The sequence below is a fragment of the Campylobacter coli LMG 9860 genome, assembly GCF_000254135.1.
Taxonomy (GTDB): domain Bacteria; phylum Campylobacterota; class Campylobacteria; order Campylobacterales; family Campylobacteraceae; genus Campylobacter_D; species Campylobacter_D coli.
Genome location: NZ_AINS01000003.1, coordinates 44,044 through 65,092, shown reverse-complemented (window position 1 = coordinate 65,092; position 21,049 = coordinate 44,044). Strand labels below are relative to the sequence as shown.

Annotated in this window: 19 protein-coding genes and 1 pseudogene; 11 read left to right on the top strand and 9 right to left on the bottom strand. The window is 30.4% G+C overall.

Features of this window, described 5'->3' with window-relative positions; translation table 11 throughout:
• Positions 1-148: 148 nt before the first annotated feature.
• On the top strand, positions 149-1,084 hold the full coding sequence (gene rsmH, locus CCO88_RS00715; protein WP_002781583.1) for a 16S rRNA (cytosine(1402)-N(4))-methyltransferase RsmH: 936 nt from the start codon (positions 149-151) through the stop codon (positions 1,082-1,084).
• Positions 1,084-1,971 (top strand): hypothetical protein, encoded by an 888-nt coding sequence (locus CCO88_RS00710; protein ID WP_002806684.1) that lies wholly within the window; start codon positions 1,084-1,086, stop codon positions 1,969-1,971. The genes rsmH and CCO88_RS00710 overlap by 1 nt, the downstream gene beginning before the upstream one ends.
• Here the strand turns inward: CCO88_RS00710 and CCO88_RS00705 are convergent.
• The 3 genes from CCO88_RS00705 to pta all read right to left on the bottom strand — a co-directional run bounded on the left by CCO88_RS00705 (position 1,959) and on the right by pta (position 5,233).
• On the bottom strand, positions 1,959-2,450 hold the full coding sequence (locus CCO88_RS00705; protein ID WP_002776453.1) for a hypothetical protein: 492 nt from the start codon (positions 2,448-2,450) through the stop codon (positions 1,959-1,961). The genes CCO88_RS00710 and CCO88_RS00705 overlap by 13 nt on opposite strands.
• Positions 2,451-2,523: 73 nt before the next feature.
• Positions 2,524-3,714 carry an acetate kinase gene (locus CCO88_RS00700; RefSeq protein ID WP_002814330.1) on the bottom strand — a complete coding sequence of 397 codons (1,191 nt, stop codon included), beginning with the start codon at positions 3,712-3,714 and terminating at the stop codon, positions 2,524-2,526.
• Between the two features lie 13 nt (positions 3,715-3,727).
• The gene (pta, locus tag CCO88_RS00695; protein ID WP_072217742.1) at positions 3,728-5,233 is read right to left on the bottom strand and encodes a phosphate acetyltransferase; all 1,506 of its coding nucleotides are present in this window, start codon (positions 5,231-5,233) and stop codon (positions 3,728-3,730) included.
• Between the two features lie 101 nt (positions 5,234-5,334).
• Here pta and flgH point away from each other — a divergent pair, with 101 nt between their 5' ends.
• Positions 5,335-6,033 (top strand): flagellar basal body L-ring protein FlgH, encoded by a 699-nt coding sequence (gene flgH / locus CCO88_RS00690; RefSeq protein WP_002776446.1) that lies wholly within the window; start codon positions 5,335-5,337, stop codon positions 6,031-6,033.
• An 83-nt stretch (positions 6,034-6,116) separates the two neighbouring features.
• On the opposite strand, the gene ispG is transcribed toward flgH, so the two are convergent.
• On the bottom strand, positions 6,117-7,190 hold the full coding sequence (gene ispG / locus CCO88_RS00685) for a flavodoxin-dependent (E)-4-hydroxy-3-methylbut-2-enyl-diphosphate synthase (RefSeq protein ID WP_002781595.1): 1,074 nt from the start codon (positions 7,188-7,190) through the stop codon (positions 6,117-6,119).
• A gap of 126 nt (positions 7,191-7,316) precedes the next feature.
• Here ispG and CCO88_RS00680 point away from each other — a divergent pair, with 126 nt between their 5' ends.
• The 7 genes and pseudogenes from CCO88_RS00680 to CCO88_RS00650 all read left to right on the top strand — a co-directional run bounded on the left by CCO88_RS00680 (position 7,317) and on the right by CCO88_RS00650 (position 14,689).
• Complete coding sequence (locus tag CCO88_RS00680; protein WP_002781598.1) at positions 7,317-7,835, top strand: adenylyl-sulfate kinase; 519 nt, start codon at positions 7,317-7,319, stop codon at positions 7,833-7,835.
• 34 nt (positions 7,836-7,869) lie between these two features.
• The gene (locus CCO88_RS00675) at positions 7,870-9,273 is read left to right on the top strand and encodes a DUF2972 domain-containing protein (protein ID WP_002781600.1); all 1,404 of its coding nucleotides are present in this window, start codon (positions 7,870-7,872) and stop codon (positions 9,271-9,273) included.
• A 110-nt stretch (positions 9,274-9,383) separates the two neighbouring features.
• Positions 9,384-10,156 (top strand): annotated as a pseudogene (locus tag CCO88_RS00670) (class I SAM-dependent methyltransferase).
• A 54-nt stretch (positions 10,157-10,210) separates the two neighbouring features.
• A complete protein-coding gene (locus tag CCO88_RS00665; protein WP_002781602.1) occupies positions 10,211-10,972 on the top strand; it encodes a class I SAM-dependent methyltransferase in 762 nt (253 codons plus the stop codon).
• An 11-nt stretch (positions 10,973-10,983) separates the two neighbouring features.
• The gene (locus CCO88_RS00660) at positions 10,984-13,323 is read left to right on the top strand and encodes a PEP-utilizing enzyme (RefSeq protein WP_002781604.1); all 2,340 of its coding nucleotides are present in this window, start codon (positions 10,984-10,986) and stop codon (positions 13,321-13,323) included.
• The gene (locus CCO88_RS00655) at positions 13,314-13,922 is read left to right on the top strand and encodes a gamma-glutamyl-CDP-amidate hydrolase (RefSeq protein ID WP_002781606.1); all 609 of its coding nucleotides are present in this window, start codon (positions 13,314-13,316) and stop codon (positions 13,920-13,922) included. The genes CCO88_RS00660 and CCO88_RS00655 overlap by 10 nt, the downstream gene beginning before the upstream one ends.
• Positions 13,919-14,689 carry a phosphocholine cytidylyltransferase family protein gene (locus tag CCO88_RS00650; protein ID WP_002781608.1) on the top strand — a complete coding sequence of 257 codons (771 nt, stop codon included), beginning with the start codon at positions 13,919-13,921 and terminating at the stop codon, positions 14,687-14,689. Before CCO88_RS00655 ends, CCO88_RS00650 begins: the two co-directional genes overlap by 4 nt.
• Here the strand turns inward: CCO88_RS00650 and CCO88_RS00645 are convergent.
• From CCO88_RS00645 to CCO88_RS00630, 4 genes are read right to left on the bottom strand one after another with little or no spacing between them, the layout of a single operon-like run.
• Positions 14,673-16,511: a primosomal protein N' gene (locus tag CCO88_RS00645; protein ID WP_002839015.1), complete on the bottom strand. Its 1,839-nt coding sequence runs from the start codon at positions 16,509-16,511 to the stop codon at positions 14,673-14,675. The genes CCO88_RS00650 and CCO88_RS00645 overlap by 17 nt on opposite strands.
• Positions 16,508-16,954 (bottom strand): type II secretion system protein, encoded by a 447-nt coding sequence (locus CCO88_RS00640; RefSeq protein WP_002776437.1) that lies wholly within the window; start codon positions 16,952-16,954, stop codon positions 16,508-16,510. Before CCO88_RS00640 ends, CCO88_RS00645 begins: the two co-directional genes overlap by 4 nt.
• Entirely contained in the window at positions 16,951-17,196 is a 246-nt protein-coding gene (locus CCO88_RS00635) for a hypothetical protein (protein ID WP_002776428.1), read from the bottom strand. Before CCO88_RS00635 ends, CCO88_RS00640 begins: the two co-directional genes overlap by 4 nt.
• Positions 17,186-17,416, bottom strand: coding sequence for a hypothetical protein (locus tag CCO88_RS00630; RefSeq protein ID WP_002776426.1), 231 nt, complete (start codon positions 17,414-17,416; stop codon positions 17,186-17,188). The genes CCO88_RS00635 and CCO88_RS00630 overlap by 11 nt, the downstream gene beginning before the upstream one ends.
• Before the next feature lie 153 nt (positions 17,417-17,569).
• On the opposite strand from CCO88_RS00630, the gene uvrB reads away from it, so the two are divergent.
• Positions 17,570-19,543, top strand: coding sequence for an excinuclease ABC subunit UvrB (uvrB, locus tag CCO88_RS00625; protein WP_002789903.1), 1,974 nt, complete (start codon positions 17,570-17,572; stop codon positions 19,541-19,543).
• Between the two features lie 34 nt (positions 19,544-19,577).
• On the opposite strand, the gene CCO88_RS00620 is transcribed toward uvrB, so the two are convergent.
• The gene (locus CCO88_RS00620; RefSeq protein WP_002776421.1) at positions 19,578-21,002 is read right to left on the bottom strand and encodes an anaerobic C4-dicarboxylate transporter; all 1,425 of its coding nucleotides are present in this window, start codon (positions 21,000-21,002) and stop codon (positions 19,578-19,580) included.
• Between the last annotated feature and the right edge of the window lie 47 nt (positions 21,003-21,049).

The following is a 21,049-nucleotide window of genomic DNA, read 5'->3' as shown; positions in this document are numbered from 1 at the left end:
TTCCTTGATAAAAATTAAACTACATATTTTATCGCAGAAGTGTTTAATTAGAGTTTAATTAGTGGTTTTTTGTTAAATATTTTCATTTTGATTTTAGTTAAAATTTCGTTATAATTATAGCTTATAAAAATTTTATAGGATATAGGATTTGAAAATTCCACACATTCCCGTTTTGCTCAATGAGGTAAATCAAGCATTTGAAAAACTAAACTCAGGATATTTTTTAGATTGTACTTTGGGTTTTGGTGGCCATAGCGAATCCTTACTTAAAGATCATCCAAACCTTAAACTTATAGCATGCGACCAAGACAAAGAAGCGCTTGAATTTTCTAAAAAGCGTCTTCATGATTTTAAAGATAGAACAGAATTTGTATTAAGTAATTTTAGTCAAATTTTAGACCAAATTTCACACGATAAACTGAACGATCTCAAAGGCATTTTAGCTGATATTGGAGTATCTTCTTATCAACTTGACAATAACAAACGAGGCTTTAATCTTCATTCTGATTTTTTAGACATGAGAATGAATCAAGATGCTAAAATTTCAGCTTTTGAGATTATTAATAATTATACCCAAGAGCAATTGAGTGATATTTTCAAAAAATATGGGGAATTAAATGATGGGTACTTTATCGCTCAAAAAATTTGCCAAGAAAGACAAAAAAATAAAATAAAAAGTGCTAAAGAACTTTACGAAATAATAGGAAAAACAAAACAAAATCACAGAAGTGTTTCTAAAGCAACCCTAGTTTTTCAAGCTATTAGAATAGAAGTCAATCAAGAACTTGAAGTTTTAAAAAATTTTTTAGAAAAATTAGAAAAAATTAAATTAAAAAATTGTATTCTAGCTATCATTTGCTTTCATTCTTTAGAAGATAGGATAGTAAAAAACTATTTTAAAAAATGGGCTAAAAATTGTATCTGTGATGAAAGAGCTTTTAGGTGCGAATGTGGAAACAATCATTCTTTAGGAGAAATTATAAGCAAAAAAGCTATAACTCCAAGCAAAGAAGAAATTATGATTAATTCTCGTTCAAGTTGTGCAAAAATGCGCCTGTTTCATTTTAAAAATATGGAAAAATAATGCTAGATGATGATTTCTTAAAAGAAAAACAAAACATACGCCAGAAAATGCTTAAATTTTCTCGCGCTGTTAATCAAGGTAAGCCTTTAGATGATGATTTAAAAGAAGAAATCTCTAGTGATGATATTTTAAGACGCCGCTTTAAAAAACGCTCAAATCATTTCTTGGATGAAATAGAAGAAGACTATGAGTTAGAATATACAAAAAAATCAAATATATACTTAAAAGAAGATTTGATAAATGTTAAATTGGAAGAAAAGCAGTCTTTAGCTAAAAAAATTTTTTCCAAAATAAAAGAAAAAAACAAAAATCAAGAATCAAAAAAGAAAAAAACAAAAAAACTTTTTTCTTTTCTGAAAAAAAAAGAAATTCAAGGTATACAAAATAAAAACACACACAATACTCAAGAAAAACATTTGCATACAGACAAGCAAATAGAAATCAAAAAAATACAAAATAACAAGATTCAACCCACGCAAACTGACCCAAAACCCGATATAAAACAAAGTCTAGAAAATTTACAAAAAAAAATACAAACTCAAGAAGTAAAAATAGAGATTGAAAAATCCGAAATTCAACCCATTAAAACAGAACATGATGAAGATACACAAAAGGTTAAAAATGTATTACTAGAAGGATTTAGTAATGCTACTAAAGAAGATAAAAATCTCAATTTCAATCACTTACTTTTTGCCGTATTATTTGTCAGCTTTGCTCTTGTTTTATTTGTACCACAAATTTATATAAGAAATCAAATTTACTATCTTAGCCGAGAAATTGCCACTTTAAGAGTAGAAGAAAGCGTACTTGATGAAGAAAATAAAGATTTAAAAAGACGCTTAGAAATCATGCGCTTTCAAAATCAAATTTTAGATTATTTAGAATGAATGATTTTTTCTAAAACATATTGTTCTAAATTTGCCTTTGGAATTTCTTCTTTTAAGGCTTCTTTATAAAAATTTCCAGCCATAATAGAATATTTTTCATATGAAAAATAAGGAAAGTGCAAAGCCCATGCTTTTTGTATTAATTTTTTTGAAATCATTTTACGAGCATAAACCTTAAAAATATCATAAGAAATAAAAACACATGCGGTAACCGCTACAGCGCTGATAATACTGATATGAAAATCAAGGCGAGTAAAAAGATAATGCGTAATGAGTAATAATGGTAATAAAACCAAAGCACAAAAAATTCCAAAATATATATAAGAATTTAAAATTTTAAAATTAAAATTAAGCTTGGAAGGATCCACAAGCATTCCATCATTAAACAAAGCATTAGCCTCAAGCAAATCACGCAAAAGAACAGGTTGATCGGATATCTTAAAAAGAAAATTACAACTAAAATCTTTAAATTTTTTCATATTTTTACACTTTTAAATTTTTAGTTTAAAATACTATCTAAAGAAAATTAAATTTGGGTTAAAACAAAAGCTCTTAGCTTTTGTTTATCAACTCTTCTGTGATTCTGGCAATCTCAAGTTCTTCATCTGTAGGAACGATAAAAATCTTTACCTTAGAATTGGCAGTACTAATCATTCTTTCACAGCTTGCTTTTTTGTTGTTTAATTCTATATCAAGCTCAACACCAAGATGAGATAATCTTTCACAAACTTTTTGGCGAACTAAAACAGCATTTTCACCTATACCGCCTGTAAAAATAATAGCGTCAGTTCTAGGTAAAACCGTAAAATAAGCCCCTATATATTTTAAAAGGCGATAACAAAACATATCAAAAGCTAAACGTGCCCTATCATCACCTTGCTCGATTTTTGCTCCTATATCTCTAAAATCGTTAGAACCGCAAATTCCATAAAGTCCGCTTTTTTTATTAAGCAAAGTATCAATTTCTTCTATTGTTAAACCCTTAAGATGGCTAATAAATGGCAAAATTGCAGGGTCTAAATCACCACAGCGAGTTCCCATAACAAGACCTTCAAGAGGAGTAAAACCCATGGAAGTGTCTATACTTTTACCTCCCTCAATAGCACAAACACTCGCACCATTTCCAAGATGTGCTGAAATTGCGTTTAAATCCTCTTTATTTTTTCCAAGTAATTGGGCTGCCCTAGCACTCACAAAAGCGTGAGAAGTACCATGGAAACCATATCTTCTTATATTGTGCTTATCATAAAAATCATAAGGCAAAGCATACATATAAGCAAAATCAGGCATAGTGCGATGAAAAGCTGTATCAAAAATAGCTGCATTAGCAACACTAGGTGCAGCTTTGATCATTGTTTTTATACCTGCTAAATGCGCAGGATTATGCAAAGGAGCAAAAATACTAACCCTATCTATCTCTTTAAGAACATAATCATCCACTAAACAATGCTCGCTTAAATTTCTTCCTCCATGCACTATGCGATGACCACAGCCATCTAAAGCATTTAAATCTTCCAAAATTCCAGATTCTTTAAAAAGCTCGTTGACAATTTGCAATCCATGTTCGTGATTTTTTATAGGAAGTTCTCTTTCGAATGTTTCATCATTTAAGGCATTTTTTAGTATGACTTTTGATTTTTCTTCTCCAATTTTTTCTACCAAACCACTGGCTTTAACCACTTTATCATCAAAAAATTTAAATTTAACAGATGAAGAGCCTGAATTTAAAACTAAAATCTTCATTCACTTTCCTTTCTTATTGTGCTTGTATAGCACTTAAAATAACCGTATCTACTATATCATCAACCAAACATCCACGACTTAAATCATTTACAGGTTTTTTAAGTCCTTGCAAAATAGGACCGATTGCCAAAGCATTTGCTGTTCTTTGCACAGCCTTATAGCAAATATTTGCAGCGTCAAGATCAGGAAAGATATATACATTTACATTACCTGCTATCTTAGAATTTGGCATTTTTTTAGCAGCAGTTTTAGGATCATAAGCACAATCAAATTGCATAGGGCCATCGATATTTAATTCTGGATATTTTTCTTTAGCAATTCTTAAAGCTTCTTTAACAAGATCTACACTCTCACCCTTACCGCTATCTCCACTAGAATAAGAAAGCAAAGCTATCCTTGGCTCGATACCAAAAGACTTTGCAGTCATAGCACTTACATAAGCACTAGTGGCGAGTTGCTCGGCATTTGGATTTGGATTTACAGCACAGTCTGCAAAAGCTAAAACCTTATCATCAAGCCCCATAAAGAAAATTCCCGAAACAGAGTCAACACCCTCTTGAGTTTTGATAATCTGAAGCGCAGGACGAATAGTTTCAGCTGTCGTAGTAGATGCTCCACTTACCATAGCATCAGCTTTCCCACTATGTATCAACAAGGTTCCAAAATAAGTCCTATCTTTAACCAATTCTTTAGCCTCTTCAAGGCTCATTCCTTTAGATTTTCTTGCTTCATATAACAAAGTGGCAAATTCTTCGTTATATTCTGAATGAAGCGGATTGAGTATTTTTACTGCGGTTAAATCAAGTGCCAATTCATCGGCTTTTTGTTTGATATCTTGCTCATCGCCCAATAAAATAAGATCCACTACACTACTTTTAAGTAAAATTTCAACTGCTTTTAAAATTCTTTCATCATTGCTTTCTGGTAAAACAACGGTTTTTTTATTTTTAACACTTTTTTTAATGAGTTCATATTTAAAACGATGCGGAGTCATAAAATCATAAGCTTGCAACTTATGCATTTCTTCAAAATTAAAATTTTCACTAATCAAAGCATAATCTCTACCATCTAAAGCTTCATCAAAATATTTTTGAGCTATTAATTTATCCTCATTATTAATAATAGCCGCTATAGGAGTGTTAAGATTTTTAGCCAATTTTATACTCAAATCAAAACCATCAAGTATTCCAAATTCGCAAAAACTATTAACAAGAACAAAATCATATTTACGATTTAATTCCTCATACTCTTCTAAGATAGTATTGAAAAAACTATGCGGATCTTTGCTAAATTCTTCCATAGCTTCTCTAAAAGTAAAACTATAAGCATTTTTCAAAGTTTGCTTAATATCAAATTCCTCAAGCCATCCTTGCAAAACAGGGATACGATGTACATAAATCACAGGACAGTAAATAGCTATATTTTTATATATCTTGCTATAGTTTTTCAATAATTTCGTGGTGACTAATGTATTTAACTCATCACTCCTAGATCTCATCAAATAAAGATTTGCCATTATTTTCTCCTTGGTTTTAAAAAGTGGAACACTCTTTGCTTTATACTTACTTGAAAAACTATTTTAACAAATAAAAATGAAATTTCATCATTTAAAGGACGAAAATGAAAAAAGTTTTATTCTATGTGTTACCTTTTGCATTTTTTGGATGTTCTGCAACAGTAGATCCGCAAATTTCTATGAAACCTCCTGCTTATGTAGAAGAGCTTGCACCTAAACAAAGCAACAATGTAGAAACTTCTCCTGGATCGCTTTTTGGAAAAGGCGATAATCCTTTATTCTCTGATAAAAAAGCAATGAATGTAAATGATTTAGTTACTGTGGTTATCCAAGAAAGCACTACTCAAAGCACTCAAGCCAATAAGGCCACAAGTAGAACCAATACTTCCAATTTAGGAGGAGGAGCTTTAACAGGTGGAAGTGGCTTACTTGGAACTGCGATCGATAAAGTAAATGCTTATTCTAATATAGGCTTTCAAACCAATAGTACTAACAACTACCAAGGAACAGGCACTCAAAGTCGCAATGAAAGTTTTAACACTACGATTTCAACTCGCGTGATTAAAATTTTGTCTAATGGTAATTATTTTATTGAGGGTTCAAGAGAGCTTTTGATCAATGGAGAAAAACAAATCATACAACTTAGCGGTGTGATTCGTCCTTATGATATCGGTCAAGATAATACTATAGATAGTAGATATATAGCAGATGCAAAAATTCTTTACAAAACTGAAGGTGAAGTGGATAGAAGCACTAGAAAACCTTGGGGAAGCAAAGTCATAGAAGCTATATGGCCTTTTTAAATAAACTTATAATTTAAGTCCTTAAAATAAGGACTTAAATTTTATTGCGATTTTATTTTAAATATCTATAATTAAAATAAAATCTATTCTTTTATCTCTCTACTCTTAACCTCATCTTCTACTTCAGCTAAAAATCTATCCACAAGCTCATTTTCTTTGAGTTTTGCCACCACTTCTCCATGTCTTATAACAAGTCCTTGATTTTTTCCAAAAGCTATAGCCACATCAGCGCCCTTAGCCTCACCTAAAGCATTAACAACACAGCCCATAACACTGATATTTAGAGGCTCTTTAATATGTTTAGTTTTTTCTTCTACGATTTTAATAGCACTGATTAAATCACTTTGAATTCTTCCACAAGTTGGGCATGAGATGATATTAACTCCACTTTTTTGCACCCCGCTATCTTGTAAAATTGCTCTTGCAACTTTGATTTCTTCTTCGAGCTCACCCGTCATTGAAACTCTCATGGTATCACCTATACCTTTAAGAAGCAAATTTCCCAAAGCGATAGAACTTTTTATTGTGCTATGAAATTTAGTCCCTGCTTCTGTTACTCCTAAATGAAAAGGATAATCACAAAGCGGTCTTAATCTTTCATAGGCTTCTATGGTCTTTTGAGCATCAGAGGTTTTCATTGAAATTTTTATATCAAAAAAATCCAAATCCTCTAAAAGCTTGATATTATACAACGCGCTTTCTAGCATTGCGTCTACGCCATATCCATATTTATCACTGAATTCTTTTTCTATAGAACCGTGATTTACGCCTATACGTATAGGAATACCTCGCTCCTTGCAAGCTTTTACCACGTCTTTAATATTTTCTTTTGAGCCTATATTGCCTGGATTTATACGAACTCCATCAATAAATTCAGCACAAAATACAGCTAAATTGTGATTAAAATGTATATCTACGATCAAAGGCAAAGGACTTTTTGCCTTAATCTCTTTTAAAGCTCTTGCATCCGCCATATCCAAACATGCCAAACGCACGATATTAGCTCCTGTAAAATAAAGGCGATTGAGTTGCTCTAAAGATCCTTCAATATCTCTTGTTTTAGTAAAAAGCATGGATTGTACTGAAATAGGTGCATCACCACCTATTAAAACATCACCTACTTTAATTTGTCTTGTTTTAAATCTTTTATATTCCATTTTTAAGCTTCTTTATTATAAGTAATTTTAAAATTTTAGCTATTTTTTGCTTTAATTATAGTTTAATTTTGTTAGAATTTTAAAATAGATTTTAGTATAACACAATAAATTTTTAAAGGGAAAATAATGCAATTTATCACAAAAGGTGGAGTTATTTGGTTAACTGGCCTAGCGGGAAGTGGAAAAAGCTGCATTGCAGAAGCTTTATATCAAAAATTAAAAGAAAAATATGACAACATTATTTATCTTGACGGTGATGAATTTAGAGAGCTTTTAGGATATTATAAATATGATAAACAAAGTCGTATTGAAGTATCTATAAAACGTTCAAAATTTGCACATTTTCTCAGCTCTCAGAATATGTTAGTTATCGTAAGTGCTATTTCCATGTGGGATGAAATTTATAGATATAATAGGAAAACTTTAAAAAACTATTATGAAATTTATATTAAGTGCGATATCGAAGAGTTGAAGAAGCGTGATAAAAAAAGGCTTTATAGTAAAGCATTAAGTGGGAAAATATCTAATGTAGTGGGCATAGATATAAATTATGATGAGCCTAATGCCGATCTTATCTTGGATAATTCTAAGCTTGATTTACTTGATGAAAAAGTCGATAGAATTTTGCAAGCCTTAAACACATAAAAATAAATTTAAAAAAGATAGGGAGAGGGATATCTTGGAACAAATTTTAAAAATTTTAAAACAAATGTTAAGTCCTGATCAGGCACAAATTCTACTTAAAGCATTAAAAAATTCAAATAATGAAAATTTTTATAACTTTGCTTTAGAAAATATTGAAATCATCTGCGAATGGCTAAATTCTAAAGAATTTCAAGAAAATTATACCAATCACCCTTATCCACCTTTACTAAATCCAAATTATATCGATACAGATGCAAGTAGGCATTGTGCAGAATTAGCTTGGGATTTAAATTTACCCTTACCTAAACATTATAAATTTATCTATATTTCTCCACATGGCGTAGGTGCTGCAGCCTTTTTAAGATACCTGAATGAAGCATGTAATGTTTTTTGTCTTGCTTCTTGGATGTTACCCTATGACGCAAAGGAAAGATATTGTATTAATTACATGTGCCTAAATGATAAAAATATATCCGATCAAGCCATAAACATTTCGGAACTAAATATAATTAATCTTGAAAAGTATTTGGCTTTATTGGATCCTCATTCAAAAGTGATCTGTGGAATCCGTGATCCGATAGGAATTTTAAAACATAATTGGGGAAGAGACTGGAGTAAAGTTCAAAGAAACTTTCAAAATGAATTTGATCTAACTTATGACTATAGAAATTATATTAATTTTTTAAACCATAAAAAACCTGAAATAAAAATTAATCTGGAAGAATTAAATTACAGTGTTTTTATCATAAATTATCTATCAAAATATTTCAATCAAGAGTATATATATTATCTAGATATGGAAAAAATTAAAACAAAAAATGCTTTTCAAACAATGGAAGATTTAGCTTTTAGATTTGGCTTTACTCCACCTTGTCTAAAAGAAAGTGAAAATTTATTTAAAATTCAAGAATTTAGAGGATATATACGCTATCTTTTTCCCATTACCTTATATGCAAATCAGAAAGATTTAAGCAACATCTTTTCCATTAAGTCTCCCAACAATAATCCAAATGCTAGCATTGATACTTCTACAAGCATTGCTATTATTTTAGATAGACCTCATAAAAACTCGCAAAAAATCAATATTATAAATGAGATTTTAAATAACGATTTATCAAACGATATGAGCGTATATATAGATAAAAGTGACTTGGAAAAACTAGAAAAAAATACTCTTTTCTTTAAACAAATTAAAAACTATCTCTATGAATTTCTGCAAGCAATTCACAAAACAATCGAACATACAGAAGATTCAATGATGAAAGAGGAAGATGTATTATTATATTTTAGCAAAAATAAAACTTTGGCATTAGAATTTAAAGAAATTTTTAACAAAGAATTAAATAATGTTAAACAATCTCATCCCAATATTATAGCTTCTTGGAAATACTATCAAGAATTTGAAAAAATATGTAAAAAATTAGATGAAAAAGAATAAAATTGTATAGAAAAGAAGATATTTTTATAAAGATATAGAATTATAAAAAAATAATATAAATTAAACAAATAAAGATATAATTATACTTTAATTTAGAGAAAGGAAATGCTATGAAACAGGGGGATTTTACAGAGGTAGCAAAGCATTATCACAATAGACCTGCTTACAGTCCATTTTTGCTTGAAAAGCTTATAGCTTGTATCAATGACAAAAATAAAAATATTAAAAATTTAAATATTGTTGAAGTGGGTGCTGGCACAGGAAAGCTTACCAAAATGCTAGGAGAAATGTTTGAGTGTCAAATCGATGCCATAGAACCAAATGATAATATGCGTGAAGAAGGGCGAAAATTTACACAAAATTTGTCGAATATTTCTTGGCACCAAGGAAGCGGTGAAGAAACTCGGATGAAAGACAATCAAGCTGATTGGGTTATCATGGCCAGTTCTTTCCATTGGACGGATCCCAAAAAATCTCTTCCGGAATTTAATCGTATATTAACAGGGGGGGGTATTTCACTGCGATTTGGAATCCTCGCCACATTGTAGAGGGTTCGGTTTTTGATGAAATTGAAAAGGAGATTAAACATATTATTCCAGAGCTTGCTCGTGTAAGTAGTGGTACTCAAAATGTTAAAAAATGGGAAGAAATTCTTGTTTCAACAGGAGATTTCGTAGACTGCTTTTTTATGGAGTGTGATTATAAAGAGCTTTGGGATAAAGATCGTTATCTTGGAGCTTGGCATTCTGTAAATGATATACAAGCACAAGCAGGTAAAAAAAGATGGAAAGAAATTTTAGATATGATTGAGTCTAAAATTTCTCATATGCAGAGTATAGAAATTCCTTATAAAATAAGGGCATGGACAGCTAGAAAAGCATAAAATATTTTCCCTTTTTTTTATCAAGCTTGTCGAAGATAGAAAAAGGGAAACAAAATGCAAAAACTAGTAGAACAAGTGTGGGATTATACCAAACATGCTAAATTTTATAGCTATAGACCAAATTATGCTCCAAAGACTATAGATATGTTGATAAGTTTAGTCGGAAAAAACGATATTAAAGTAGCTGATATTGGTGCAGGAACTGGAAATTTAAGTATCATGCTTTTAGAAAGAGGATGTAAGGTAGTATCTGTAGAACCAAATGATGCTATGCGTGAAATTGGTATAGAAAGAACTAAAGGTGAAAAGATAGAATGGGTTAGAGCAACAGGTTTGAATTCGACACTCCAAAATAGCGAATTTGATTGGGTGACTTTTGGTAGTAGTTTTAATGTAATGGATAGAAATGAAGCCTTGAAGGAAACACATCGTCTGTTAAAATCAGAGGGATATTTTTCTTGTATGTGGAATCATAGAGATTTAAATGATCCTATACAAAAAATAGCTGAAGATACTATCATAGAATTTGTACCAAATTATACTAGAGGAACCAGAAGAGAAGATCAAAGACCAATTATAGAAAGCCGCAAGGATCTTTTTGATAATATTGTCTATATTGAAGAAGATTTTTATTTTCATCAAAGTATCGAAAATTATATTAATGCGTGGAAAAGTGTTAAAAATCCTTATTGGGATTTGGAGACAGAAGAAGGAAATGAATTATTTAATAAAATTAGTGATAAAATTTCACAAAGACTTCCTAAAGAATTTAGTATAAAATATACCACTCGTTGTTGGAGTGCTAAAAAAATATAACAAGGAAAAAAATGGCGGAGTTAAATTTCAAAACCAAAGCACAAAATTTAAAAAATTTACAAACAAAATTAAAAAAAGCAAAAATTCTACCTTTGGTCTTGACTTCGCTTGAAGAATTAATATTAAATGAAGAGAAAATTTTAAGTGATATTCAAGCTTTAAAAGCCAATAAACTCATCATAAGAAGTTCTTCTTTAAGCGAAGATAGTATGAAAAACTCCAATGCGGGAGCTTTTCTTTCCTTGGCAAATATCGATGCGAATTCTAAAGATGAATTATTAAAAGCTTTATATAAAGTTGCTAATTCCATGCCATCAAAAAGTGATGAAATTTTAATCCAACCTATGCTTGAAAATATTACACTTTGTGGTGTTGGTTTTAGCGTCGATAAGGATAATTTTTCTCCTTATTTTTGCCTTCAATATGATGAAAATGGTTCAAATAATTCCATTACAGATGGAAGCAGTAAGAGTGCAAAAACTTACTATCACTATAGAGAGCATTTGGATTTTAAAGATATCAAACTCCAGAAGATTATAGAGCTTATAAAAGAATTAGAATCTTTATATGATTGTTGTTTTTTAGATGTTGAATTTGCATTTGCCTTTAAAGACAATAAAGAAGAGCTTTTTTGTTTACAGGTAAGACCTTTAGTGATGCAAGAAAAAGAAAATTTATTTAATGCTTTACCAAAAGAAGCTTTGCAAAGATTTTATAAGCGTTTTATTTCTTTGCAAAATTTGCGTCCTAGAGTGTTAGGAGAAAAAGCACTTTTTGGAGTAATGCCCGATTGGAATCCTGCTGAAATCATTGGTTTAAGACCAAAGCGTTTAGCTTTTAGTTTATATAAAGAAATCATTACAGATAATATATGGGCGTATCAAAGAGACAATTATGGCTACAAAGATTTAAGATCTCATCCTTTGATTCATTCTTTTTTGGGCATTCCTTATGTAGATGTAAGATTATCTTTTAATTCTTTCATACCTAAAAAATTAGATGAAAATATTGCACAAAAACTTGTCAATTTCTACTTAGATAAACTTAATAAAAACCATGAATTACATGATAAAATTGAATTTGATATCGTTTATTCTTGTTATGATTTTAACAGTTCTAAAAAATTACAAGAGCTTTTAAATCACGGTTTTAATGAAAATGAGCTTAAAAGATTAGAATTTTCATTACTAGAACTTACAAATAAGATTATTAATCCCCAATCGGGACTTTACTTAAAAGATATAAAGAAAGCTTACAGATTAAAAGAAAGATATGACGGTATTATTGATTCAAATTTTTCTTTAATCGATAAAATTTATTGGCTTATTGAAGAGTGTAAGCGTTATGGAACTTTACCTTTTGCAGGAGTAGCTAGAGCTGCATTTGTGGCAATGCAACTTTTAAATTCTTTAGTTGAGATTAATTTCATAAGCAAAGAAGAAAAAAATGATTTTTTAAATTCACTTAATACAGTGAGTAAAAATTTAAGTAAGCAAACAAATAATCTTAACTCTTGTACTAAAAATCAATTTTTGATAGAATTTGGACACTTAAGAGCGGGAACTTATAACATCTTATCTCCAAGATATGACGAAAATTTTGAGCTTTATTTTGAAATAAATCAAAAAGATAATAATGTTTATTTAGAAGATAAAGCTTTTATTCTTCCAGAAGAAAAGATGAAAGCTTTAAATACTCTACTTAAAGAACATGGATTAGAAATTAGTGCTTGTGAATTTTTTGATTTTTTAAAACAGTCTATCGAAGGCAGAGAATTGCTTAAGTTTGAATTTACCAGATTGCTTTCTAAAGCTATAGTTTATATTGAAGAATTAGGTAAATATTATGATATCAAAAAAGAAGATCTGGCTCATCTTGATATCAAAAGTATTTTAAATCTTTATTCTAGTCTTTATTCTATAAATCCAAGAGAGCAATTTTTAGAAGAGATTGCTCGAAATAAAAAAGAATATAAACTCACACAAGCTATAAAACTTCCTTCCTTACTTTGCAATACTGAGGAAATTTTTTCTTTTTATAATCATAGTATTATTCCAAATTTTATCACACAAAAAAGTATAACCGCATTTACAGCCAAAGAAAATGATAAAGATTTAGAAGGAAAAATTGTTTTAATCTATGCAGCAGATCCTGGATATGATTATTTATTTACAAAAAATATAGCAGGACTTATCACATGCTATGGGGGTGCTAACTCACATATGGCTATTCGTGCTTCAGAGCTTGGAATGCCTGCTGTTATAGGAGTTGGGGAAGAAAATTTTGAAAAATATTTAAAGGCTAAAAAAATAAATATTGAATGTGAAAGTGAGCAAATATTTTGTTTATAGGTATTACCCAAAGGCTTATTTGCAATGAAAGTTATTATGAGGAAAGAGAATGTTTGGCAAAAGATTGGGGAGAATTATTTAATAAAGATTTATTTAAAAATTTTATTCCCCTTCCGCTTAGCTATGAAATAGATTTTTCTCGCTACAAAGATCTTGTAAAAGCTGTGATACTAAGTGGTGGTAATGATTTAAATTTTTTAAATCCTAATGCAATGTCTAAAAAAAGGGATTCTTATGAAATACAAGTCATAGAAGCTTGCTTAAAAGAAAAAATTCCACTTTTAGGTATTTGTAGAGGGGCTCAAATAATAGCTCATTATTTTAATAGTTGTATAAGCCCCTATGTAAATCATGTAAGCAAACATGAAATATTTTTTTTAGAAGAAAAATTTATAAGTAATTCTTTTCACAATTTTGCAATTGCTAGACTGGGAGATGAACTTGAGCCCTTATGCTTTGCAAAAGATAAAACTATAGAAGCTTTTAAACATAAGTATGAAAATATTTTTGGTATAATGTGGCATATCGAAAGAGAAGATGGATTAAACAATGTTCAAATTTTAAAAGAATGGCTTGATTTGATTAAGGAAGAAAAATGAAAGCAATTATTTTAGCGGCAGGTTTTGGATCAAGGCTAATGCCTTTAACAAAAAATCAACCAAAATGTATGGTTGAATATAAAAATAAAAAAATAATAGATTATGAAATTCAAGCCTTAAAAGAAAACAATATCGATGAAATATGTGTAGTAGGTGGATATTTATTTGATGTTTTAAGGACTTATATAAATCAAAGTTATGATTTAGTAACATTTTATAAAAATGAAAACTATGATAAAACAAATATGGTGCAAACTTTATTTTGCGCTAGAGATTTTTTACAAAAATGCATCGAAGATAAACAAGATTTAATCATCTCTTATGCTGATATAGTTTATTTTAAGAATAGCATAGAAAAATTAAAAGAAGCAAAAGAAGATTTTGCTGTTATTGTGGATAAAGATTGGAAAGAACTATGGGAAAAACGATTTGAAAATCCACTTGATGATGCTGAAACTTTAAAATTAAAAGATGGTTTTATTGTAGAGCTTGGCAAAAAAGCTAAAACTTATGATGAAATTCAAGGTCAATATACAGGCTTATTTAAGTTTTCATATCTTTTTCTAAAGGAGGTTATAAAAACTTACGATAGTCTTGATAAGAATTTGACTTATGATGGAAAAGATTTTAAGAATATGTACATGACAAGTTTTTTACAAATTTTAATTGACAAATACAAAAATGCAAAAGCTGTGGAAATCAAAGGTAATTGGTGTGAGATTGATTTTATGAGTGATTTGGAAATCAATCCTATAAAAAATCAATAGGATCTATATCTACACTAACATTTTTAAAATTTAAAGCATATTCTTGTATCTTAATTAAGACCTTATAAAAATCACTACGAAGCAATATATAAAAACGATATTGTCCTTTTAGCATTTCTATGCTGCAAGCTCCATATCCTATGATTTCAACTTTTAAAGTGCCACTAATCTGATCAACTAATTTCTGACATAAATTTTGAGCCTGCTTTTGTTCTTTATCTTCGATGACAATTCTCAAAAGACGCTTAAAAGGAGGATAAAGATCTTTTCTGTTTTCTAATTCATCTTGCAAAAAGCTATCATAATCCTCTATATATCTTTCAAAGAAATTCCTATTTTTAGTTTGCAAAAGTACCCTTCCCTCACCTTTGCGCCCTGCTCTTCCTGCTACTTGCATAGCCAAAGCTAAAGTTTCTTCACTTGCCTTAAAATTAGGTCGAAATAGATACTCATCAAGCCCCAAGATAACACTCAAATCCACACTATGATAATCATGTCCTTTAGCAAGCATAGAAGTTCCTATAAGTATATCGATCTTATTTTCATTAAAATCTTTCAAAACAGCATTAAGCTTTCGAATACTCGTAATCTCATCGCTGTCAAATTTGGCTATCCTTGCTAGAGGTAAAGCTTCTTGCAAAAGCTCTTGCAATTCTGCCGTGCCCATCTTCCTAGCCTCTAGCATTGCACCTTGACAGCTAGGACAATTTTGCTCTATTAAAGAAGTATAATTACAATAATGACACTTTAAAACATTTCTTTTTTTATGCAAACTCATAGCAATAGAACAAAAAGGACATTTTATAGTTTGCCCACAATCTTTACATACAATTTGTCTAAAATTAGCCCTAGCAGGTAAGAAAATGATAGCTTGCTTTTGATTTTCCAAGCTTTTTTTCAACTCACCTAAAAGCATAGGAGTTATGTCTAGTTCATTTTCATCATATAAAAAATGTTTTTTGCTTTCAAAAAAAGTACCCTTAAGCCTAAAACTCTTTTGCTTATAAAAACTCGTTAAAGAAGGAGTAGCTGAGCCCAAAAGCACTTTGATATCAAATTTCGAGCCTAAAAAAAGCGCTAAATCTCTAGCATTAATATAGGGTTGATTAGACGCTTTGTAAGAATTATCATGCTCTTCATCCACTATAATAAGCCCTAAATTTACAAAAGGTAAAAATAAAGCCGATCTTGCTCCTGCGACCAAAAGTGCTTCACCCTTGCAAAAACGCTCTAAATTTTCTTGCTTTTTTTTCTTTGAAATTTTAGAATGCCATAGAAAAAATTTATCTTTAAAATACACCTCTAAGCGCTTTTGCATCTGTGGAGTAAGAGAAATTTCTGGCATTAAAAGTAAAACTTGTTTTCCTTGCTCTAAATATTGTTTTATTAAGCAAATATAAATTTCAGTTTTTCCACTACCTGTATCTGCAAAAAGCAAAGAAGTGGGATTAGCTTTTATAAATTCCAAAGCTTCTTTTTGTTTTTGGCTTAATTTGGGTTCATTTTCTATTTTAATCAGATCACAAGTGTAAGTTTGATAAGTAGAAAAAAGTCCTAATACAAAACCTAGCTTTGAAGAATAATAATACGAAATAAATTTCGCCAATTCAAATTGTACACAGCTTAATGAAAAAGATGTAATTTCTTTAATCTCTTTTGTCTGAAATTCGGGCTTTTGGCATTCTTTCAATACTAAAGCTCTAAGATTTTTTTTATTTTTTAAATCAATAATCACCTCTCTTAAAGCTGGAATTTCTTCCTTACTATGAAAGGTTAAATTTTGCAAATAAAATCCAAAAACCGCTAATTCATAATATCTCATAATAATTCTTTACAATATTTTTCACTCAAACATTCTAAAATAGCAAAATCAGCATTATAAAAAAAATCAACCCATTCTTTTGTATTTAAAAAAAATCTATATCGATTGGGTGCTGTTTTCATCCAAGCATTAAAACTAGAATAAATAGGTGTATGAAGCAAAGAATAGGTGCAATTTTGACTAGTTTGGCAGTAAAAAAGTTTTTCTTTTTGAGTGTTGATTTTTGCTTCATCAAGATTAGGAGAAAAAGAACTGATTTGTTTGAGTTCAACTTGAGTACGCATAAGGGATAGGGCTGAATTTAGCATTTCATAATCTATTTTCAATTTTAATAATTTCGCATCGTTTTTATTTTGATTGGCAAAAGAGAAGCTTAAACTTGCCAATATCCCCAAAATCAATATCACAAAAACAAGCTCTAAGAGAGTAAAAGCCTTTTTCATTTTACAGGGAGTTCTTCATTGATCGCTTTTATAAGTTTTTTAAGTTCTCTTTCTAAGATATAATTCTCATAGCTTTTTTTTACAAAAGCATCGACGAAACGCTTTAATTCTATTTTTTTAGTCCCACCAGAAATAAGAGCGATATCATCTTCTAAAAAATTTGCAAATTCTCCACTGCATTTAACAATGAAATCCTTTGCAGAAACATTGATAATAACTTGTTTTAAATTATCACTTGCCAAGTACAGCCTCTATTTTTTTGAAAATATCTTCACTTTCTATATTGCGAGACTTAAGCTCTTCTTCCAAACGCATGATTTGATTACTCTTTGCTTCATTTTGCGCTTTTACGCTTACAAGTTCGTTTCTTAAATTTTCATTTGCTTCGCACACTTCGTTGTATTTTTCAATCAACTCATTGACTTTATCTGACATTGTGTTAATAATTTTTTCATCAAACATAAATTTGCCTTCTGCTATAGAAATTTAAAATAAAAATATTTTTTGTAATTGTAGCAAAAAAAAATTTAAATTTAGGTTTTTTATAGTCAATTAATTTTTAATTAAAGCATTTTCTTTTAGAATTTTTCTAAAAAACTTTCAAAAAGTGGGAAAATGTTAGAACTTACAAGCGATTTTAAACCAAGTCCTGATCAAGAACAAGCAATACAAGGTATTGTCAAAAGCATAAAAAAAGGTAATAAATATCAAACCCTACTCGGCGTAACAGGAAGCGGAAAGACTTTTACCATGGCAAATGTCATAAAAGAACTCAATATGCCAACCCTTATCATGAGTCATAACAAAAGCCTTTGCGCCCAGCTTTATAGCGAATTTAAAGGTTTTTTTTCTAAGAACCATGTGGAATATTTTATTTCTTATTATGATTATTATCAGCCTGAAGCTTATATACCGCGCACCGATGTTTTTATAGAAAAAGATAGCTCCACAAATGAGGATCTAGAACGCTTAAGACTTAGCGCAACTGCTTCGCTTTTAAGCTATGAGGATGTGGTTTGTATCGCTAGTGTCTCGGCTAATTATGGACTTGGAAATCCAAATGAATACATAGGAATGGTTTTAATCTTTGAACTAGACATGCAAATTTCACAAAAAGAACTTTTAAAGAAACTTGTAGACATGGGTTATAAAAGAAATGATAATTTCTTTGATCGTGCTGATTTTCGCGTACAAGGTGATATTATAGATATTTATCCTGCTTATTACGAAGATGAAGTAGTAAGACTTGAATTTTTTGGTGATGAACTGGATGCAATGTATCATTATAATGTTTTAGAAAATAAAAAAGGCAAAGATTTAAAACGCTTCATACTTTATCCTACAAGTCAATTTAGTGTAGGAGAAACTAGATTAAAGCAAGCTATTAAAGATATAAAGATAGAACTTAATGAGCGTTTGGCGCAATTTGAACATGAAAACAAGCTTGTAGAATACCAACGCCTTAAACAACGCGTTGAATTTGATCTTGAAATGCTTACAAGCACAGGGATGTGCAAAGGCGTTGAAAATTATGCTAGACATTTAACAGGGCTTAAAGAAGGCGATACGCCTTATACACTTTTTGATTATTTTGCGATTAAAAATAGGAAATTTCTTGTTATAGTCGATGAAAGCCATGTTTCTTTACCACAATTTAGAGGTATGTTTGCAGGAGATAGAAGCAGAAAACAAACCTTGGTAGATTATGGTTTTCGTCTTCCATCAGCTCTTGATAATCGTCCTTTAATGTTTGATGAATTTATCCATAAAGATTGTCAGTTTCTTTTTGTTTCAGCCACCCCTGCCCCGCTTGAGCTTGAACTTAGTAAGGAAAATATCTTTCATCAAATTATGCGTCCAACAGGATTACTTGATCCTTTGATAGAACTTAAAGATAGCGATAATCAAGTTGAAATTTTATTTGATGAAGCCAAAAAAGTTATACAAAGAAACGAACGCGTTTTAGTTACTGTGTTGACTAAAAAACTAGCTGAAGAGCTTACAAGGTATTATTTAGAACTTGGTATTAAAGTAAAATACATGCATTCAGATATTGATGCAATAGAACGCAATGAAATCATAAGAGGCTTAAGAAGCGGTGCTTTTGATATGTTAATAGGTATAAATTTACTTAGAGAAGGACTTGATTTGCCTGAGGTTTCGCTTATTGCCATTATGGACGCAGATAAGGAGGGTTTTTTAAGAAGCACTACAAGTTTAATCCAAACCATGGGAAGAGCTGCTAGAAATGTCAATGGTAAAGTTTTACTCTTTTGCAAAAAGATTACAAAATCCATGCAAGAAGCTATGGATACTACAAATGAGCGTCGCAAACTTCAAGAAGCTTACAATCAAAAACATAACATCACCCCAACTTCAGTCAAGCGACACATCGAAGAAAGTTTAAAAAATGAAGAAAACTTAGGAGAAATTTATCGCAAAGGTAAAAAATTTGAAAAAATGCCTGCTAATGAAAGAGCTAAAATCGTAAAAGAGCTTCGTAAACAAATGCTTGAAGCTGCTAAAGCGCTCGAATTTGAAAAAGCAGCGACTTTAAGAGATGAGATCAATAAATTAAAAGATTTATAGTATTTTTATTTTGCAGGAAAAATCCTGCAAAATATTAAAGATATCCTGCTGCTAAAGCTAAGAAATATCCCGCAACACAAGAACTAATCACACCTATAAGACCTGGTAAAATAAAACTATGATTGATAACAAATTTACCTATATGAGTCGTACCCGATCTATCAAATTGTATAGTCGCTAAGTCACTTGGATAAGTTGGTAAAATATAATACCCATAGCAAGCTGCCGCAAAAGCCACAATCACACCTGGTTCAACACCTATTCCTAAGGCCAAAGGAACAAAAGCTGCAATAGCTGCTGCTTGAGAGTTTACAAATTTTGAAATAAGTAAAAGCATGATTGCATAAGTCCAAGGATAATCTACAACTACATCTCCAAGAGCTTTTTTCATCATAGGAGTATGAACAGCAAACATAGTATCAGCCATCCAAGAAATTCCAAAAACTGCAACAAGAGCTATCATACCGGATTTAAAAATCTCATTTGAGCCGATTTTTTTTACATCTGTTTTAGTAAAGATAATAATCAAAGAACCTGCTAAAAGCATGAACATTTGAATCACTGAAACCATAGATAAAATATCCATTTTAGGATTGCCTAAAGCATCTACTTGAGGAATACCATTTTTTACAACTTGTCCCCAATTTGGGCGTAAAGAATCAAATATACCTAATAAAGCCACTAAAGCAATAGCTCCTAAGAAAATCCACATTGCAATCCAATTGCTTTTTGGAAGTTGAACACCTAAAAGTGTTTTAGAATCACCATAAACATATTTTTTAAATTCAGGATCTTTAAGTTTTTCTTGAAAAACCTCATCTTTATCCAAATCTTTTCCTCTAAACCAAGAAAAAATTCCCACACATAAAACACCAAAAAGCGTACTAGGTATAGTAATTTGAAGAAGATTGATATAGCCATCAAAACCTGCTAATTTATGTTCTGCATTTAAAAGCAAAGCTGTTAAACTCACAACTGCAACAGAAACAGGACTTGCAATAATACCCATTTGTGAAGATATAGAAGCTGCTGCCATAGGGCGTTCTGGACGAATTCCATTTTTAATCGCTATGTCATAAATAATAGGCATAATAGTATAAACCACATGTCCTGTCCCACAAAGTATGGTTAAAAAGCAAGTTACAAAGGGAGCTAAAATGGTTAAGAATTTAGGATTGCGTCTTAAAATTCTTTCAGCTATTTGAAGCATTACATCAAGACCGCCACTTGCTTGTAAAGTCGCACTTGCAACAACCACAGCTAAGATAGTAAGCATTACATCTATAGCGGGCTTTCCAGGTTTTATATGAAAAGCAAAAACAAGCATTAAAATACCTATACCACCGAGTAAGCCAAGAGCTATACCACCTTTTTTTGCACCGTAAAAAAGACAAATTAAAACAATGATGATTTGTATCAAAAACTGAATACTCTCATCTAGACTGGTTAAAAAGTCCATTTTAACTCCTTTTATGGAATAAATTTAAAAATTATTGTGATTATAGC

Coding starts and splice junctions, on each gene's coding strand:
- CCO88_RS00660 (WP_002781604.1), top strand. CDS start 10,984: ATGGCGGAGTTAAATTTCAAAACCAAAGCACAAAATTTAAAAAATTTA.
- uvrB (WP_002789903.1), top strand. CDS start 17,570: ATGTTAGAACTTACAAGCGATTTTAAACCAAGTCCTGATCAAGAACAA.
- CCO88_RS00640 (WP_002776437.1), bottom strand. CDS start 16,954: ATGAAAAAGGCTTTTACTCTCTTAGAGCTTGTTTTTGTGATATTGATT.
- CCO88_RS00680 (WP_002781598.1), top strand. CDS start 7,317: ATGCAATTTATCACAAAAGGTGGAGTTATTTGGTTAACTGGCCTAGCG.
- CCO88_RS00645 (WP_002839015.1), bottom strand. CDS start 16,511: ATGAGATATTATGAATTAGCGGTTTTTGGATTTTATTTGCAAAATTTA.
- CCO88_RS00620 (WP_002776421.1), bottom strand. CDS start 21,002: ATGGACTTTTTAACCAGTCTAGATGAGAGTATTCAGTTTTTGATACAA.
- CCO88_RS00700 (WP_002814330.1), bottom strand. CDS start 3,714: ATGAAGATTTTAGTTTTAAATTCAGGCTCTTCATCTGTTAAATTTAAA.
- CCO88_RS00710 (WP_002806684.1), top strand. CDS start 1,084: ATGCTAGATGATGATTTCTTAAAAGAAAAACAAAACATACGCCAGAAA.
- CCO88_RS00650 (WP_002781608.1), top strand. CDS start 13,919: ATGAAAGCAATTATTTTAGCGGCAGGTTTTGGATCAAGGCTAATGCCT.
- CCO88_RS00665 (WP_002781602.1), top strand. CDS start 10,211: ATGCAAAAACTAGTAGAACAAGTGTGGGATTATACCAAACATGCTAAA.
- flgH (WP_002776446.1), top strand. CDS start 5,335: ATGAAAAAAGTTTTATTCTATGTGTTACCTTTTGCATTTTTTGGATGT.
- ispG (WP_002781595.1), bottom strand. CDS start 7,190: ATGGAATATAAAAGATTTAAAACAAGACAAATTAAAGTAGGTGATGTT.
- CCO88_RS00630 (WP_002776426.1), bottom strand. CDS start 17,416: ATGTTTGATGAAAAAATTATTAACACAATGTCAGATAAAGTCAATGAG.
- CCO88_RS00705 (WP_002776453.1), bottom strand. CDS start 2,450: ATGAAAAAATTTAAAGATTTTAGTTGTAATTTTCTTTTTAAGATATCC.